This is a genomic window from Sorangium sp. So ce375 (assembly GCF_051473855.1).
In the GTDB taxonomy this organism is placed as follows: Bacteria; Myxococcota_A; Polyangia; order Polyangiales; family Polyangiaceae; genus Sorangium.
The window spans coordinates 6,929,724-6,946,672 of record NZ_CP150335.1 but is presented as its reverse complement, the minus strand read 5'-3'; the positions used below and the strand labels follow the sequence as shown (position 1 = coordinate 6,946,672).

Here is a 16,949-nt window from a genome sequence, read left to right as displayed (position 1 = left end):
AGATTGAGGCGCCTGCCCGCCGAGGCCACGGGCGAGCTCGCGAGGAGCGCCGCGCCGCCGGGAGCCGGCAATGCCGCGACGCCGTCCGGCGCCGTGACGCCGCGCCACGCTTGCGGTGTGCCGAGCGGCAGCGGGCTACGCACGAGCGCCTGCAGCGGCCACCGCTTCGAGTCGCTCGCGGGCGGCGGCGTCGGCCCGAGCAGCAGCAGCGTGCCGTCTGGCGCCGCGGCGATCCGCTTGAGCGCCTCGGCCGGGATCGCCTGGCTTCCCTCGGCGTGCCAGGGGCCTTGCGCGCCCCGCACGAAGAGATCCACGCCCCCGCTGCCTCCGAGGCAGATCAGCACGCCGATGCCGGCCGCGTTGTGCAGCGCGACCGGCATCGGGCACCCTTCCGGCGCCGCGACGGGCGTCACGGTGCTGCCGATAGGGTCGACGACCGCGAACGTCGGTGGCCGCGTGAGTTGCGCAGCGCAGGTGCTGCCGGGCGGTCGCACGCTCGCCGGTGCGCAGATCCCGTCGCCGAACGTCGCGATCCTTGTGCGCGTCGGCTGTGGCAGCGGCGTGGTGCCCTCGAGCAGGCAGAACGCGCCTTCACAATGGACGCCGGGCGCGCCCAGGAGGCCGCCCGCAATGCCGCCTATGACGCCCTCATTGTCGGCTTTGCACGGCGGCTCCCGTCCGACGGCGGCTCTTCCGCGGGGCGGCGGCTCGGGCGCCGGCGGGGCGATGGCCGAGCGGAACGATCCAGCGGCCGTGGCGCGGAACGAAGACGAGAGGCGCAGCGCGGTGCCCAACGTGGGTCGGGCGTACAGGGCGTCGATGGGAGCAGCGCTCCTGGTCCACGCCTGGCCGTCGCGGCTCAGCACGGCGGGGCAGCTTGCATCGCCGTTCCAGATCAAGGACCCCATGCGCTTGATCGATCGCGGCTGGAACGCCGATCGCTTCCATGTCTGCCCGTGATCCACCGAGAGGAACGTGTCGGGCGCCGCCGGGCTTCGCGTGCGCGCCTCGACCACGGCCGCCAGCACGCCGTCGGGCCGCACGAGCACCGCTCGCACTGTCTTGCCGGGCGCAACCACGGTTGAGATGAAGCTGCGGCCCTCGTCGGCGGAGACGCTGACGCGCTCTCCCGCCGCGGCCGCGATGAGGCCGCCGGCCGCGTCCCAGGCCGTCGCGCCAGGGACGCTGCCGCGCGGCACGAATCCGTCCGGCTTCAACGCGTCGCGGACGCCGGCAGCCCGGTGGAGCGCGCCGTCCGGCGTGGCCGCGTAGAGGGCGTCGATCTGCGGGCCGGCGACGCCAACCCAGGTGAAGCGCGCGGGCAGCTTCAGCGGGCCGACGACGCCGTGCTTCTCGTCGACCGCGAAGGCGAAAGCTCCGCTCGTGGGGTCGGCGCCGCCTCCCTTCGCGGCGATGATCGCGACGCGCTCGCCGAGGGCCATCTCGGTTTGATGGAGGAACGGATCCTGCCTGGCCCTCGCCCGCTCCTGCTTGCCGAGGGGAGGCTCGACCCAGGTTGCCGGCGGGAGCGCGGCGACCGGCAACGTCAGCGGGGCCGAGGGATCCACGACCTGCCCGTCCGCGGCAGGCGCAGGCGCTTCCAGCGGGGCGGGAGGGATGGCGACCGAAGCCGGCGCGAGCGCCGCGGGGGAAGAGCCGGCGGCGGGACCACACGAAGCGACGAGCAGTGGGAGGGTGAGGGGCACGAGCCGCGGAACCACCATGCAGAAAGAGCCTCCAAGCCCACCTCTACCAGGCTGCCCGACGAGGATCACCGGGCGGGGCGCTCGCGGTGCTCCGCGCTGGCCATCGCGTCGGCTCTCTGCTGACCTGGACCCGTGCGCACACCGCGACTACTGAGCCCCGCGAGCCGATGCAGCGGGCGAGGCGCAAGCGACGCCAGCGCCTCGCCGATGCTCGCTGACGTTGAGCGCGCAGGCGGCGCAACGGGCGCGCGGGGGCGCCTGATCGCGGTAGAGCGAGCGCTCTTCGGCATCCTGGCCACGGCAGCGTGGGTCGCGGCGTGCACCCGCGAGCACTCGTCCGGAGCGCCTACGCAGACGTCCCTCCCGACCCCATCGTCGCTCTCCGCCCCGCGACCTCCCGCGACACCCTCGTCGGCACCCGAGCCGAGCGCGACCGCCGAGGCGTCGTCGTGCGCGCCTCACGACCGACCTACGAAGCTCTACTGGACAGAGGGGTGTTGCACGCCGGTCGTCGCCAAGGACGTTGTCGCATGCCTCTCGGAAGCGGAGCGCGCGGCCGTTGGCTATGTGTCGGCCGAGCTCGTAAGCCACTGCGATTGGGCCGAGCTGCCGGCGGACGGCGCGCGAGGTCGCCTGGACTGCCCGTATACGTCGGCCCTGGGCTTTGGCTATCAGTGTGAGGACACGCACCGGGAGTTCCTGCGCCGGTGGTTCCAGGAAGACATGCCGAGCAGGTGTTCGCAGAAGCCCGATACGGCATATCAGCAGGAGGTCCTTGTCGAGCTCGCGTTCTCCACCGTCGGCTCGCGCACGACCGTCGACTACAAGGCCGCCGGCACGACGGGGCCTGGCGGCAAGTCCTGGGATTGGGCCGAAACGCTCGTGTTCGAGCCCCGTGGAGCCGAGCGGATGAAGCTCGTGCGCCGAACGACCAAGGGAATACGGCCAAAGGCCTATTGACCTTTCGCATCCTCTTGCACAGGAACCCCTCAGGCTCGCCCCGGCTCCTGAAGCGCTCGATTCACCGTTCGTCGCGCTCCTCCCGGAAGGTCGCTGACGCCACCAGGTGCGCGCGTGGCTCTGCCTCGACCAGTAGCGTCAGAGCGGCGTCATCCTGTCAATGGCGCGCAACCCCGAGGCCGGCGGGGGTCAGGATGGGCGTGGGATGCCTGGAGGCGTCCTCGCGCGCACCGCGCCGTGATGGCCATCCGTCTTCCGAGGGGCTCCTGAAGATCGCGTCGAGCAGCACGCCGGCGAGGCGGCCGACCTCAGGGACCTCCCTGGCCCGGGGGCGCGGCAGATCCACAACGACGCTCTCCACGACGCGCCCCTCGTCGAACACCAGCACGCGATCTCCGAGCAGGACCGCCTCCTCCACGTCGTGCGTCACCAGGATGGCCGTGAAGCGGCGCTGCGCCCACAGCGACTCGACGAGGCGCTGCGCCCCGATCCGCGTCAGGGCGTCGAGCGCGCCGAACGGCTCGTCGAGCAGCAGCACCTGCGGGTCGTGCACGAGCGCTCGAGCCAGGGCGACCCGCTGCCGCTGCCCTCCCGAGAGCACGCCCGGGTAGTCGTTCAGCCGATCTCCGAGGCCCACCCGGTCGAGCACGTCGCGCGCGCGCGCATTGCGTCCTCTCGGCATGCCGATGCAGACGTTCTCCAGCACCGTGCGCCAGGGCAGCAGCCGAGGCTCCTGGAAGACGACGCGCACCGCCTCGCGCGCCGCGACCTCCCTCGACGCCAGGACGCGCGCCGCGCCGCGCGTGGGCTGCTCCAGGCCGCACAGGACGCGGAGCAGCGTGCTCTTGCCCGAGCCGCTCCGCCCGACGATGGTCACGAGCTCGCCAGGGCGGATGTCGAGGTCGATGCCCGCGAGCGCGACCCTGTCGCCGAACCGCTTGTCGACCTGCTCCAGCACGACCCGCGCGCCGGCGGCTTGATCACCCGAACCGCTCATCGCTCTCACCTCGCCTCGAGCCGCTGCAGCGGCGGCTGCCACGGCAGGAGCCGGCGCTCCAGCCACCGCGCCAGGGAGTCGGCCAGCTTGCCGAGCAGGGCCCACAGCACGATCGTGAGCACCAGGAGATCCATCTGCATGAACTCGCGCGCGTTCATGGCGACGTAGCCCAGGCCCTGGCTCGCGCCGAGGGTCTCCGCGACGATGAGCACGAGCCACGAGAGCCCGAGCGCGAAGCGCAAACCTACGAGGATCGAGGGGAGCGCGCCGGGGAGGATGACCTCGCGGTACAGCGCGAACCCCCGCACCTCATAGACCTGCGCCATCTCGATGAGCTGCGGATCCACGCTGCGCACGCCGTGGAACGTGTTCAAATAGACCGGGAAGAGCACCGTGACCGCGACGATGAAGAGCTTCGCGGTCTCGCCGAGCCCGAACCACAGGATCACGAGCGGCACGAGCGCCAGCGCGGGGATCGCCCGGAGCATCTGCAGCGGACCGTCGATGACCAGCTGAAGCGGGCGCGACAGCCCCGTGCCGAGGCCGAGCGCGAGCCCGATGACGGCGCCGATGACGAGCCCGAACGCCGCCCGCAGCGCGCTCACGCCGAGGTGCGCGGGCAGCTCGCCGCTCCTCGTGGCGTTCGCCGCGGCCGCCAGCACCTCCACGGGCGACGGCAGCAGGCTCTTCGGGATGATCTGCAGTCGCGACAGGACCTCCCAGAGGATCAGGAGCGAAAGCGGGGCCAGCCACGGAGCGAACAGCCCGAGCCTCCCTCCTCCACCTCCCCGCGCCTCGCCGGCCGTCATCGCACGCCTCCGATCTCGGCCCCCGGCAGGAGCGCCTCCTCGACGCGGATGTCGCGCGGGATGATCGCCAGCTTGTGGAACGTATCGGCGATGGCCTGCTGCCTTTGCGTGATCTCGGGCGTGATCGGCAGGATCTGGTACGCGCGCCGGTGCTCGGCCCGCAGGAACGCCTCGTAGGCGATCCCCGAAGACCTCGCGAGGATCTGCGACGCTTCCTCGCGGTGCCCGTCCTCCCAGGCGCACAGGGCGCGGTATTCCTCGAACACGATCCGCAAGATCTCCGGCTGCTCCTCCGCGAACTCTCGACGGACGACATAGAACAGCCGGTTATCGACAAGCCCCTCGCCATCCTTGAGGATACGGGCTCCGGCGAGCTCTGCCGCTGCCAGGAACGGATCCCAGATCACCCATGCATCGATATTGCCGCCCTCGAACGCGGTCCGCGCGTCGGCGGGCGCGAGGAAGACGACCTGGATGTCGTCCAGCGTCAGCCCGGCGCTCTCGAGGGCTCGAATCAGCAGGTAGTGCACGTTGGAGCCGCGGTTGAGGGCGACTCGTTTGCCTTTCAAGGCCGCGACCGTGCGGATCGGTGAATCCTTTTTGACGACGATCGCCTCCGCCCCGGGCGCCGGCGCGTCGCTGGCGGCGTAGACGAAGGGCACGTTGCCCGCCTGCGCGAACACCGGCGGCGTCTCGCCGACGTGGCCGACGTCCACGGCGCCCGCGCGCATCGCCTCGAGCAGCGGAGGGCCGGCTTGAAACTCGACCCACTCGGCGCGGGCGTTCCTCGCCTCGAGCGCCTTCGTCAGGGCCTCGGCGCGCTCCTTGAGCAGAAATGGCGTGCCGATCTTCTGGTATCCGAGCCGGACGACCACCGCCGCGCGCGTGTCCTCCGGCGCGCCCCCGGCGCCCGCGGCCTTCTCGCTCGCGGCGCCCGCCTCGCCGCCGCGGCCGCACCCGAGCACCAAGCTCGAGAGAACTGCGCAGCACAGCAGCGCGGAGCGAACGTTCGTGAACGAGATGTACCTGCTCATGAGGGCTTCTTCGCTTCCTCCACAACCCACGTCAGCATTCACGGACCTTGTTGATAGTATAAAATTATGTTGATGGTGGATGTATGATGTAAACCCGGGTTCAGCAGACGCTGTGCCAGGTCGAAGTGCGGTGGTCCGCCGGGGAGCACCTGAGTGAGGAGCGGCTGACTGCTGCTCCAGCAGCAGTCGATCAGCTTTCGTTGTTGCTGGAGCAGCAGCGGCGGTGCAGCGGTCTGCTCGCCGGTGTGCCTCGGCGGCGCGGCCTCGAGCGCGCCGCGGCGCGCGGTGTGGATCGTGCTCTCGCGCGCCTGACCCGGCGACTCACGGGCGAGGAGCTTCTCCATCGATGAACGTCTTCTGGTTTCTTCCGACGCACGGGGACGGCCGCTACCTTGGCACCGCCGAGGGGGCGCGCCCCGTCACGCTCTCCTACCTTCGTCAGATTGCGCAGGCCGCCGACGACCTCGGTTATCACGGCGTGCTGGTCCCCACCGGGCGATCCTGCGAGGACGCCTGGGCGGTCGCGTCCGCCATGATCCCGCTGACGCGGCGGCTGCGCTTCCTCGTCGCCGTGCGGCCGGGCGTCGTCTCGCCCACGTGGGCCGCCCGCATGGCGTCCACGGTCGATCGCCTGTCGGACGGCCGCCTGCTCGTCAACGTCGTGACGGGCGGCGATCCGGCGGAGTCCGAGGGGGATGGAGTCTTTCTCCAGCACGACGAGCGCTACGTCGTCACCGACGAGTTCCTCGGCATCTGGCGGCGCGTCTTGGCCGGAGAGACCGTCGATTTCACGGGGCGGCACCTGCGCGTGAAGGGCGCGAAGGTCCTCTTTCCACCGCTCCAGGCGCCGCACCCGCCGCTCTACTTCGGGGGCTCGTCGCCGGCGGCGCACGCGCTCGCGGCGCGGCACGTCGATGTCTACCTGAGCTGGGGAGAGCCTCCGGCCGCCGTGGCCGAGAAGATCGCGGACGTCCGCCGCCGCGCGGCCGCGGAGCAGCGCGCGGTGCGCTTCGGGATCCGCCTTCACGTCATCGTCCGCGAGACGGCCGAGGCGGCGTGGGCCGCCGCGAACGACCTGATCCGGCACCTCGACGACAGCACCATCGCCGCGGCGCAGCAAGCCTTCGCGCGCCTCGACTCCGAGGGGCAGCGGCGCATGGCCGCGCTGCACAAGGGGCGGCGCGACGCGCTCGAGGTGAGCCCGAACCTCTGGGCAGGCGTCGGGCTCGTCCGCGGCGGGGCCGGGACGGCGCTCGTGGGCGACGCGGAGACGGTCGCGCGCCGCATGCAGGAGTACGCGGAGCTCGGGATCGACACGTTCATCCTGTCGGGATATCCGCACCTCGAAGAGGCCTATCGGACCGCCGAGCTGCTCTTCCCGCGGCTCCCCGTCGAGCGGAGGGCCACCGACCTCCGCCCGAACCTCACGGGGCCGTTCGGCGAGATCATCGCCAACGACCTCCTCCCGCACCGATCGCAGAGCTGAGGCAGCCGACCTCGCTCCGAGGCGTCATTCGAGCTCGTCGGGATCCGCCGCGTCGAGGGCGCGCCGCAGGAGATCGAGGGGTGCTCGGCGAGGGCCACGAGGGTCTCGCCGAGCATCCCCCGGAAGCGTTGTTTGTGGGATAAATTACATAGTTCACTCTCCATAAAAATCGACCTGGCCGTCACAGATCGCGTGAAGGACGGGCTCGCTCACCGGCATTCAAGCAGTGTGCAGCGCTCCTCGATGACGATGACCCAGCGCACGGCGCCCGTCGTGCCTGGGTTGCCCGTGCTCGCTGGCCCTCCTTCCTCATCGGCGACTTCGGACACCCCGCAGGACACGCCCATGAGGTAGCGCGTCTGGATCGAGCTCGGTCCCGACCACACGCCGGTCTGCATCCGCGCGGGGTCCACGGTGCAGGCGACGAGCTCGCCCAACGCGGAGCGGGCGCGCGGCTCCCCCGGTCCGGTGAGCCCACGGTAGGCGCCGAGCGTCGGCGTCATCCATTTTGTGAGCTGAGCGCTGAACGAAGAGACTTCACGGCGACGCGCGACCCACGAAACAGGTATAGAGCGTAGATGTTGTAGTGCTTGCCGTGAATGTAAATTGTATTAATATTCCCATCGCGCTCGGTTCTGGCTCATCGCCCGAGAGACCGGCGCGCACAGGCAGTCGCAGGATCGTCAATTCGACGAGTCGTTGATGTCGTGCTGTCATGACAGCGCAGGCAACGACGGCGCGCGCTCGGAGATCGGCCTGCGCGCTTGAGCTGCTCATCGGGCAGGGCGCGGTGTTCGTCCGCGCTCCCTGGACTCCGTCTCTCTTCGTCCGCGAGCGTCCCCCGAGGGGCGTGGCTCGCCACCGTGATCGTTTTCAGGAGGTTTCATGTTGTTCAAGCATTCGAGTTCGAGGCTCTCGGTGCGCTCAGGCGCTGATCTTGGCTCTGCCCGGGCGTGGCGGACGACGCGAAACGCCGCGCTGGCCACGCTCGCGCTCTTTCCTGCTGCGTGCGCGGACCTCGGGCCGGAGGACGGCGGGCTGGCCGATCCCAGCGAGCTCTCGGATCTCGCGGAGAGCGAGACCGCCGAGGCCGCCCAGGAGATCACGCTGCCGTTCGCGATCGATCCGCGGAAGTCGCTCGTCGTCACGGACGTCGACATCGTGTCCCAGTTCTCCCTGCAGCAGGTCCTGCAGCAGCTGATCACCCAGTCGGGCGTCACGGGCCTGACGCCCCTCACGCTGTTCCGTCGCTTCATGGACACCCACCGGACAAGCGCGACCGGGCTCTTCTCGGTCCCGCACTGCGACGATACGCCCGCCAACTCCGCCGATATCTACCCGCCGGGCTCCTCGAACCCGGCCGAGCAACCCACCGGCTCGATCAACGGGTGGCCGGTCCTGTGCCCGCGCGCTGTGGGGGACGAATCCGCGAGCGATCCTTTCGCGAATCCGAACGCCGACAGCGCGTACATGGCCACGACCCTCACGAACCGCTTCGACCTCGCCCCGCCGGACGGCTCCAATTGCGGGGAGTACCGGGTCGTCTTCGCGAGGCGCGGCGGCCACCCCGACACGAACGGCCTCCAGCGGAACTTCATCATCTTCGAGGCCCGGCTGCCCAACCCGAACCCGAGCCTCGGCCGGGAAGCTTGCCGCCCGGTCGTCGACTTCTGGCTGAACCAGTCGAATCCCGCGAAGAGCGTGGCGACGCGGACGAACGAGCTCCTGAGCTTCTACTTCAATGGCCTGCCAGGGTTCGAGCCCGTCATCCACATCGACCATTACGGCCACGCCCCGGGGGCCGACCACGGCCAGATCCGAACCAACGAGTTTCTGAACGGCACGTCGCCGCCGGCCACCTGGTCGCTCCGTGAGTTCAGGCTCATCCATGGCACCAGCGGCAGCCCCTCGCTGAAGATCGACCCGTCCTTCGTCAAGGACAACCCGGCCGCGAGGCTCTTCTCGCCCGCCGCGTCGAGCGATTGGCGGGTGAGCAGCTTCCAGAGCACCGTCTTCCCGCAAATGGTGGAGCGGCTCGCCGCTGCCGACGATGTCAACCGCTTCGCCTACCCGTTTCCCATGATCAGCAATTACAACGGGGGCGAGAGCCTGATGATCCCGCTCCAGAACAACTACTTGAACGCGCTCGGCACCGGGACGTCGACCCTGAAGAACAATATCCAGGCGAGGCTCACCGCCATGGGCAGCACGCTCACGCCGGACCAGATCGTCGGGCGCGCGGAGACCCTCGCGTGCTCGGGGTGCCATGAGCCGCAGGATCGCGATGGCAACGCGTCGAGCAACTTCGATGTCGGGCTATCCGCTCCGTTCCCCAACACGCTGGTCTTCACCCACACCTCCGAGAAGACCGAGCCGGTCGACCCCAGCAACCCGAGCGGTCCGAAGCGCTTCATCCTCTCGCCGGCCCTCCTCAATGTGTTCCTCCCGTTCCGCCAGCAGGTGATGACCGAGTTCCTCGTCAACAACCCGATCCTCGGGTTCGAGAAGCCGGGCGCTTGGACCTCGCCGCAGGCCCAGCTCGCGGTCCACACGGGCCGAGTGAGGGAGGGCATCTCGTCGCTGCAGGTCCAGACGCCGACCGCGTTCAACGAGATCATCAGCCCGAGCTTCAGCACCTCGGGCTTCACGCCGGTCGGCAACAAGATCAAGCTCGATCTCTTCGTGTCCGCCGTCCAGCCGAACCCGAGCTGGGTCGGCACCCTCGAGGTGCTGATCTCGATCCCGTCCGCCGGCATCCACAACCAGTGGGTCGGGAACGTCGTGCTCAACGGCCTCACCCGGGGCGCATTCAACACCGTCGCGTTCCCGCAGCTCCAGGCGGGCATCATCAACGCGCTCAACGCGGCGCCGAGCGACGTGAAGCTGCAGTTCAACTTCAACGTGACCGCCAACTCCGGTCCCTACTACATGGACAAGGTCCGATTCGAGAACTGATCCGCGCCGCGCGCTCGTGAGCTGGGCGCCGTGCTCTCGCCCTCTCGGCTGTTCCGTCGGCTTCCGCTCGGGTCTGCTCGATCTCGCCGCCGGAACAGCCCGCCTCAAGAGGTCAGCGACGGAGAGCGCTCCCGCGCCTGGCTGACGATGACCCGCTCTCCGGTCGGCCTCTGCGTCGCGACGAACACCCCGAGCCCGACGATGATCGTGCCCGCGACCCCGATCACCGGGAAGTACTCCAGCCACGTCGCCTCGGCGCCGTCGGATCGCGGCCAGGCGATGTTCGCGATGAGCGCCACCCCCCAGGCCACGGCCGCGGCGTTCAGCGCGAGCCCGGCCCGCCCCAGCGAGAACACGCCGGCCGGCGCCCCGGCGAGGCCCGGCCACGCGCGCAGCCGGCGGAGGAGCATGCCCGCCGTCACGACCAGGTACGAGAGGTTCACGAGGAGCACGGCCGTCTCCGTGATGAGCACGAACAGCTGCGCCTCGCCGTAGTTCACGACGAGCGCGCCGCACGCGAGCGCGCCGACCACGATCGCGGGAGCGACGGGCGTCTTCGTGCGCGGCGACACGCGCGCCAGCACCGGCGCGCACGGGAGCGCGCCGTCCCGCGCCATCGAGAAGGCCAGGCGGGAGGCGCCGGTCTGGATCGCCAGCGTGCAGACGCACACGGCCAGCGCCACGTCGACAAGGAAGACCTTGCCCAGCGTCGGGCCGAGCGCGCTGACGACCACGTAGGCGAGGCCCTCCGTGGCGAGGCGGCCGTCCGTCAGGCTCGGCGCCGCCATCAGCGCCGCCAGGAGGAGCAGCGCGCCGCCCACCCCGGACGCCACGACGGCCTTCAAGATCGCGCGCGGGATGATCCTCCGCGGGTTCTGCGTCTCCTCGGCCAGCGAGCCGGCCGAGTCGAAGCCGTACAGCACATACGCCGGCATGAGCGCGGCCGCGAGGAGGCCCGCCGCCCCCGTCCCCAGCGACGACGGCGGCCCGTAGATGGGCGCGAGCACCACCTCCGGGCCGCGCACCGCGCTCAGGAACAGCGCCACGAGCAGCAGCGCGACGCCGCCGAGCTCCGCCATCACGCCGACGTCGTTGACCCAGGCCATCACCTTCACCCCGGCCAGGTTGATCGCCGTCGTCAGCACGATGAGCCCCGCGCCGAGCAGCACGGCGTTCGCGGCGCCGTCGCGCGACGTGAGCGACGGGTCGCCTCCAAGGAACTGGAACCCGCTCCAAACGCTCGGCAAGATCGCCTGCAGCGCGATGGCCGCCGCGGCGACGCTCACGACGTCGCCGACGAGCTTGAGCCAGCCCGCGAGCCACCCCGGCGCGCCGCCCCAGACGCGGCGCCCCCACGGGTACACCGAGCCGGCCACGGGGTAGCGCGAGCCCATCTCGGCGAGGTTGAGCGCGACGGCGAGCTGGCCGAGGAAGACGACCGGCCACGTCCAGAAGAACCGGGTCCCGCCGAAGGCGTACCCGATCACGAAGAGCTGGAAGACCGTCGTGAGGATCGAGACGTACGAGAAGCCCGCGGCGAAGGCGGACAGGCTGCCCAGGTCCCGCCGGAGCTCCTGGCGGTAGCCGAGGCGGGCGAGGTCCTCGGCGTCGCCGCGGTCCTCCGCGATGGGCGCCGATGCCGGCGCGGCGGTCGAGATCGGGTCACGCATCGGCCGACACCCCCACGAGCGGCTGGCCCGCGCTGACCATCTGGCCCGGGCGGCAGCCGATCCAGCCGACCGCCCCGGCCACGTCGGCCACCACGGGGAACTCCATCTTCATCGCCTCGAGGATGGCCACGCGCTGGCCCGCCTCGACGCGCTGCCCCTCCGCCACGTCGACCTTCCACACGCACGCGGTGAGCGGCGCCGTCACCGGGAGCACCCCGGCCGGGATGGCGTCCTCGGCGGCGGACGACGCGCCCTCGAGCCGGGCGCCCGCGCGGCGCACGCGGTCGAACTCGCCGTCCGCCTCCCAGCGGCCGCGCTCGGCGTCGAACGCCGCCCGCTGCCGCGCCTGCGCCGCGCGGATGCTCCCGGCGTTCTCGGCCAGGAAGCGGTGGTGCTCGCCCAGATCGAACGTCGCCTCCTCGATGCGCACCTCGCCGCGCCCCGCCACCATGTCGGCGCGGAGATCGAGCAGCTCCTCCGCCGACACGAGGTGGAAGCGGAGCTGGTCGAAGAAGCGGAGGAGCCACGGCCGCTCGCGCGTCGTCTGCCGGAACGGCCGGTGGCGGCTCCAGACCGGCACCGTGCGGCCGAGGAACTGGTACCCGCCCGGCCCCTCCATGCCGTAGATGCACAGGTACGCGCCGCCGATGCCGACGGCGTTCTCTGGCGTCCACGTGCGCGCCGGGTTGTACTTGGTCGTGACCATCCGGTGGCGCGGATCGATCGGCGTCGCGACCGGCGCGCCGAGGTACACGTCGCCGAGGCCGAGCACGAGGTAGCTCGCGGCGAGGAAGATCTCCTGGACCGCCGCGATGTCCGGCAGCCCGTTGACCCGGCGGATGAACTCCAGGTTGCTCGGGCACCAGGGCGCGTCGTCGCGGACCGCGCGCTCGTAGCGGGCGATCGCCTCGCGCGTCGCCGGGTCGTCCCAGCTGAGCGGCATGTGGACGACGCGGCTCGGGATCCGGATCGCGGCCTGGGGGGGCAGGTCGGCCTCGACCTCACGGAGCAGATCGAGGGCCTTCGCCACGGTGAGGCGCGCGCCGTCGACGTGCACCTGGAGCGAGCGGATCCCGGGCGTCAGGTCGACGATGCCGGGCACGCGCAGCTCCTCGAGCCGGGTCATGAGCAGGTGCGCGCGCACGCGCAGGTCGACGTCGAGCACCGGCGGGCCGAACTCGACGAGCACGTAGCGGTCGCCGCTCTGGCGGAAGGCCACCGCGGGCCGGTCGTCGCGCGCCGGCACGCGCCCCAGCACGGGCTCGCTGCGCGGCCGCCGCGGCCCGCTCGCCCCCGCGGGGACCGCGAGCGGCGCGGTCGGCAGCGCGGCCTTCGTCGCGACCGAGGTTGCGCCGACCGAGGTTGCGCCGACCGAGGTTGCGCCGACCGAGGTTGCGCCGACCGAGGTTGCGCCGGCCGCGAGGGGCGCGGCCTTCGTCGCCTCCCTCGCCGAGCCGCCGCGCAGGGCCACAACCGCGTCGCTCCGCCGCGAAAGCGCGTCGGCCTCCGCGGGCACGATCGACCGGAACCGCACCTTGTCCCCGGCGCTCAGCTGGCCGAGCTTCCACCGCTCGGCCGCTGCCACGGTAAGCGGGCACACGAAGCCACCCAGGCTCGGGCCGTCGGGGCCGAGGATGACGGGCATGTCGCCGGTGAGGTCGACCGCGCCGATGCCATAGGCGTTGTCGTGGAGGTTCGAGGGGTGCAGCCCTGCCTCGCCGCCGTCGGTGCGCGCCCACTTGGGCGCGGGCCCGACGAGGCGGACGCCGGTGCGGGCCGAGTGGTAGTGGACCTCCCACTCGGCCTCGTAGAATTGCTCGATGCCCTCGGGCGTGAGGAAGTCCGGCGCCCCGTGCGGCCCGTCGAGCACGGCGAGCTCCCAGGACTTGCCGATCTCCGGCCGGGCCTCGGGCGGCAGCGCGCCGGGGTCGAGGGTGGGGTCGATCTCCTCGCCGAGGCGGAGCACGTCGCCGGGGCGGAGGGGCCTGCCGGCGTGGCCGCCGAAGCCGCCGAGGGTGAACGTGGCGCGGCTGCCGAGGTGCGCCGGCACGTCGACGCCGCCGCGGACGAGCAGGTAGGCGCGCGCGCCCGGCCCTCGCACCGGCCCGCAGGCCACGGTGGCGCCCGGCGCGACCTCGACCGGCGTCCAGGGCGCAACCTCGGTGCCGTCGACGAGCACGCGCATCGCGGCGCCCGCGACGCACAGGACCGCGCGCCGGTGGAACACCAGCGTGGGCCCGTGCACCTCGCACTCGAGCCCCGCGGCGCCACCGGGGTTGCCCACCACGCGGTTGCCCAGGCGGAACGACAGGTCGTCCATCGGCCCGCTCGGCGGCACGCCGACCGACCACAGGCCGAGGCGCCCGGGCCAGTCCTGCACCGTCACCGCGCCCGGCGATGCGGTCACCTCGACCGTCGGCGGGCGGAACGGCAGCGACGCGAACGTGCCCGTGTGGTGCCGGACGCCGCGGAAATCGGGGTGATCGAGCGCCACCGCGACCCACTCGCGGTTTGTCTCGATCCCGCCGATCCGGGTCTCTCCGACGGCGCCGCGCAGCGCCGCGACGGCCGCGGCCCGGTCCGCGCCGTGCACGAGGAGCTTGGCCAGCAGCGGATCGTAGAGCGCGGAGACCTCGGTGCCGGTCTCGACCCACCCGTCGACGCGCACGCCCCCGCCCTCGGGGTAGCGCACCTCGGTGAGCAGGCCCGCGCTCGGCAGGAAGCCCCGCGCCGGGTCCTCGGCGTAGAGGCGGGCCTCGATCGCGTGGCCGCGGAGCGCCGGGTCGCCGCCGGCGAAGAACGCCGTGTCGCCCGCGGCGATGCGCAGCATCCACTCGACGAGGTCGACGCCGGTGCAGAGCTCGGTCACGCCGTGCTCGACCTGGAGGCGCGTGTTGACCTCGAGGAAGTAGTGCTCGGCGCGGGCGGGATCGACGAGGAACTCGACGGTGCCCACGTTGCGGTAGGCGACCTTCGCGGCGAGGGCGCGGGCCGACTCCGCGAGGGCGGAGCGCAGGCGCGGCGGCAGATCGGGCGCGGGCGCCTCCTCGAGGACCTTCTGGTTGCGGCGCTGGACCGAGCAGTCGCGATCGCCGAGGACGAGGACGTTCCCGCGGCCGTCGCCGGCGATCTGGACCTCCACGTGCCGGGGCGCGGCGAGGAAGCGCTCGAGGAACACCTCGCCCGAGCCGAAGTTCGACCGGGCGAGGCGCTGGACCCGCTCGAACGCGGCGGGCAGCTCCGCCGGCCCGTCGCAGCGGGCCATGCCGATGCCGCCGCCCCCGGCGCTCGCCTTGAGCAGCACGGGGTAGCCGATGGCCGCGGCCTCGGCGGCGGCGTGGTCCGCGTCCCGGAGCACGCCGGTGCCCGGGAGGAGCGGCACGCCCGCCTCGACGGCGATCTCCCGCGCCCGGTGCTTGCTCCCGAAGGCCTCCATCTGGGCCGGCGTCGGGCCGATGAAGACGGCGCCCGCGCCCTCGATGGCGCGCGCGAAATCTTCGGATTCGCTCAGGAATCCGTAACCTGGGTGGACCGCGTCGGCGCCGGCGCGGCGGGCGGCGTCGACCACGGCGTCGACGCGCAGGTAGCTCTCCGCGGGGGTCTGGCCGCCGAGGCGGACGGCGTGGTCGGCGAGCCGCACGTGGAGGGCGGCTCGGTCGGCGTCGGAGAACACGGCGACCGACGCGACGCCGAGGCGCTTCAGGGTGCGGATGATCCGGCACGCGATCTCGCCGCGGTTGGCGACGAGGACGCGGCGGAAGGGCGGGGTCGTGGCGCTCATGGCCGCACCACCACCGCGCGGATCGGGGTCGGGTTGAACGCGTTGCAGGGGTTGTTGATCTGCGGGCAGTTCGAGACGAGCAGCAGCAGATCGAGCTCGGCCCGGAGGTCGACGTGCTTGCCGGGCGAGGACAGGCCGTCGACGATGCCGAGGGTGCCGTCGGCCTCGACGGGCACGTTCATGAACCAGTTGATGTTGCCGACGAGGTCGCGCTTGCCGAGGCCGTAGGGCGCGGCGGCGAGGAGGAAGTTCTCGACGCAGGCGTGCTGGTGCTTTGTGTGGTGGCCGTAGCGGACGGTGTTCGACTCGCACGAGCAGGCGCCGCCCGAGGTGTCGTGGCGGCCGCAGGTGTCGTCGACGACGGTCATCATCACGCCGCCGCGGTTCGAGCGGAGCCGCGCGCCGGTGGTGAGGAAGATGTTGCGCTGGGCGACGATGGTGTCGGCGGCGCTGTAGCGCTCCGCGGTGTCGGCGAGGACGTAGGCGAGGAAGTCGACGGCCTGGTTGCCCTCGAGGTCGATGACGCGGAGGATCTCGCCGGCGCGGACGATCTTGGCCCACGGCGCGCGCGCCGGGACGATCTCGTCGGAGACGAGGGCGCCGGACAGCCCGGCGAGGGCGGGGTCGCGCAGGGCGGCGACCGGCTTTCCGGCGCTGGCGGCGGGGCTCATCGCGCGCCTCCTGCCCGGAGGCCGAGCGCGAGCTCCTCGGCGGTGTTCTCGAAGGCGCGGCGCGCCTCGGGGGTGGCGTTGCGCACGGGGTCGTCGACGGCGGCGGGGCGGCCGCGCCATGCGGTCAGGCGGACCTTGCCGGCGCGGTAGGTCGGGCGCGGGTCGAGGCGGTGCGGCACGACGGCGACGCTGACGAGGACGTCCTGCTCGGCGCGGAGCAGCACGTGGGCGCCTGGCCGGGAGGAGTCGGGCAGGAAGGTGATGGCGCCGTCGGCCTCGATGCGGACGCCCTTGAAGAGGTTGATGGGCGTGGGCAGGTCCCGCTCGGCGAGGGCGTGCTTGGCGAGGGCGAGGAGGAGCCGCTCGCGGCCGGAGCGGAGGGCGCCGCCGTGGGCGTCGCTGCCGTGGTGAGCCTCGATCTCGCCCGGGAGCGAGGTGCCGCAGAAGGTGTCGTGGCGGCCCGCGGTGTCCTCGAGGACGGAGGCGAGGACGCGCCCCATGTCCGAGAGGAGCAGGTAGCCGGGGCCGGGATAGGCCTGCCACTGGAGCTTCACGGTGTCGGGGAGGCAGAGCCGCTCGATGGGGCGGTCCGCGCGGTGGAGCGCGAGGGCGACGCAGGTGTCGCCCTCGAGGTCGACGAGCCGGAGCCGGCTGCCGACGGGGAGCGTGCGCGCCGCGTAACCGCCGGCGCCGAGGGTCTCCTCCCAGAGGACGTCGCGCGCTTCCACGCCCGCGGGGGGGTCGCCGATCGACGTGCTCGGCACGGTGGGTTGCGTCTCGACGACGCTGCCTTCCTGGGCGCGCGCGTGCTCGCGCGCGGCGTACGTTGTGGCCGTTTCAGACATCGCCCGCCTCACTTTCGATAGAGAATCGAAACTGC

The 16,949-nt window shown here is 72.0% G+C and carries 14 protein-coding genes; 5 read left to right on the top strand and 9 right to left on the bottom strand.

The window, feature by feature from the left end:
- The first annotated feature begins 3 nt into the window (after positions 1-3).
- The 3 genes from WME90_RS25765 to WME90_RS25755 all read left to right on the top strand — a co-directional run bounded on the left by WME90_RS25765 (position 4) and on the right by WME90_RS25755 (position 2,666).
- On the top strand, positions 4-960 hold the full coding sequence (locus WME90_RS25765) for a hypothetical protein (protein WP_437274645.1): 957 nt from the start codon (positions 4-6) through the stop codon (positions 958-960).
- Positions 961-1,086: 126 nt separating this feature from the next.
- Positions 1,087-1,272, top strand: a complete 186-nt coding sequence (locus WME90_RS25760; protein ID WP_437274644.1) for a hypothetical protein — start codon at positions 1,087-1,089, stop codon at positions 1,270-1,272.
- Positions 1,273-1,913: 641 nt separating this feature from the next.
- Positions 1,914-2,666 (top strand): hypothetical protein, encoded by a 753-nt coding sequence (locus WME90_RS25755; RefSeq protein ID WP_437274643.1) that lies wholly within the window; start codon positions 1,914-1,916, stop codon positions 2,664-2,666.
- Between the two features lie 157 nt (positions 2,667-2,823).
- On the opposite strand, the gene WME90_RS25750 is transcribed toward WME90_RS25755, so the two are convergent.
- The 4 genes from WME90_RS25750 to WME90_RS25735 are packed head-to-tail and all read right to left on the bottom strand — an operon-like array spanning position 2,824 to position 5,850.
- A complete protein-coding gene (locus tag WME90_RS25750; protein ID WP_437274642.1) occupies positions 2,824-3,663 on the bottom strand; it encodes an ABC transporter ATP-binding protein in 840 nt (279 codons plus the stop codon).
- Between the two features lie 5 nt (positions 3,664-3,668).
- A complete protein-coding gene (locus WME90_RS25745; protein ID WP_437274641.1) occupies positions 3,669-4,472 on the bottom strand; it encodes an ABC transporter permease subunit in 804 nt (267 codons plus the stop codon).
- Positions 4,469-5,506, bottom strand: coding sequence for a sulfonate ABC transporter substrate-binding protein (locus WME90_RS25740; RefSeq protein ID WP_437274640.1), 1,038 nt, complete (start codon positions 5,504-5,506; stop codon positions 4,469-4,471). Before WME90_RS25740 ends, WME90_RS25745 begins: the two co-directional genes overlap by 4 nt.
- Before the next feature lie 38 nt (positions 5,507-5,544).
- Positions 5,545-5,850, bottom strand: coding sequence for a hypothetical protein (locus WME90_RS25735; RefSeq protein ID WP_437274639.1), 306 nt, complete (start codon positions 5,848-5,850; stop codon positions 5,545-5,547).
- 2 nt (positions 5,851-5,852) lie between these two features.
- On the opposite strand from WME90_RS25735, the gene ssuD reads away from it, so the two are divergent.
- Complete coding sequence (gene ssuD / locus WME90_RS25730; RefSeq protein ID WP_437274638.1) at positions 5,853-6,992, top strand: FMNH2-dependent alkanesulfonate monooxygenase; 1,140 nt, start codon at positions 5,853-5,855, stop codon at positions 6,990-6,992.
- 209 nt (positions 6,993-7,201) lie between these two features.
- Here ssuD and WME90_RS25725 read toward each other — a convergent pair whose 3' ends face one another.
- Positions 7,202-7,495, bottom strand: a complete 294-nt coding sequence (locus tag WME90_RS25725) for a hypothetical protein (protein WP_437274637.1) — start codon at positions 7,493-7,495, stop codon at positions 7,202-7,204.
- 415 nt (positions 7,496-7,910) lie between these two features.
- On the opposite strand from WME90_RS25725, the gene WME90_RS25720 reads away from it, so the two are divergent.
- A complete protein-coding gene (locus tag WME90_RS25720) occupies positions 7,911-9,947 on the top strand; it encodes a hypothetical protein (RefSeq protein WP_437274636.1) in 2,037 nt (678 codons plus the stop codon).
- A 104-nt stretch (positions 9,948-10,051) separates the two neighbouring features.
- On the opposite strand, the gene WME90_RS25715 is transcribed toward WME90_RS25720, so the two are convergent.
- Genes WME90_RS25715 through WME90_RS25700 form a run of 4 tightly spaced genes read right to left on the bottom strand, consistent with a single transcriptional unit; the run spans position 10,052 to position 16,914 of the window.
- On the bottom strand, positions 10,052-11,617 hold the full coding sequence (locus tag WME90_RS25715; RefSeq protein ID WP_437274635.1) for an APC family permease: 1,566 nt from the start codon (positions 11,615-11,617) through the stop codon (positions 10,052-10,054).
- Positions 11,610-15,398: a 5-oxoprolinase/urea amidolyase family protein gene (locus tag WME90_RS25710; RefSeq protein WP_437274634.1), complete on the bottom strand. Its 3,789-nt coding sequence runs from the start codon at positions 15,396-15,398 to the stop codon at positions 11,610-11,612. Before WME90_RS25710 ends, WME90_RS25715 begins: the two co-directional genes overlap by 8 nt.
- Positions 15,395-16,069 (bottom strand): urea amidolyase associated protein UAAP2, encoded by a 675-nt coding sequence (locus tag WME90_RS25705; protein WP_437274633.1) that lies wholly within the window; start codon positions 16,067-16,069, stop codon positions 15,395-15,397. The genes WME90_RS25710 and WME90_RS25705 overlap by 4 nt, the downstream gene beginning before the upstream one ends.
- A complete protein-coding gene (locus WME90_RS25700) occupies positions 16,066-16,914 on the bottom strand; it encodes an urea amidolyase associated protein UAAP1 (RefSeq protein WP_437274632.1) in 849 nt (282 codons plus the stop codon). The genes WME90_RS25705 and WME90_RS25700 overlap by 4 nt, the downstream gene beginning before the upstream one ends.
- Positions 16,915-16,949: the final 35 nt, after the last annotated feature.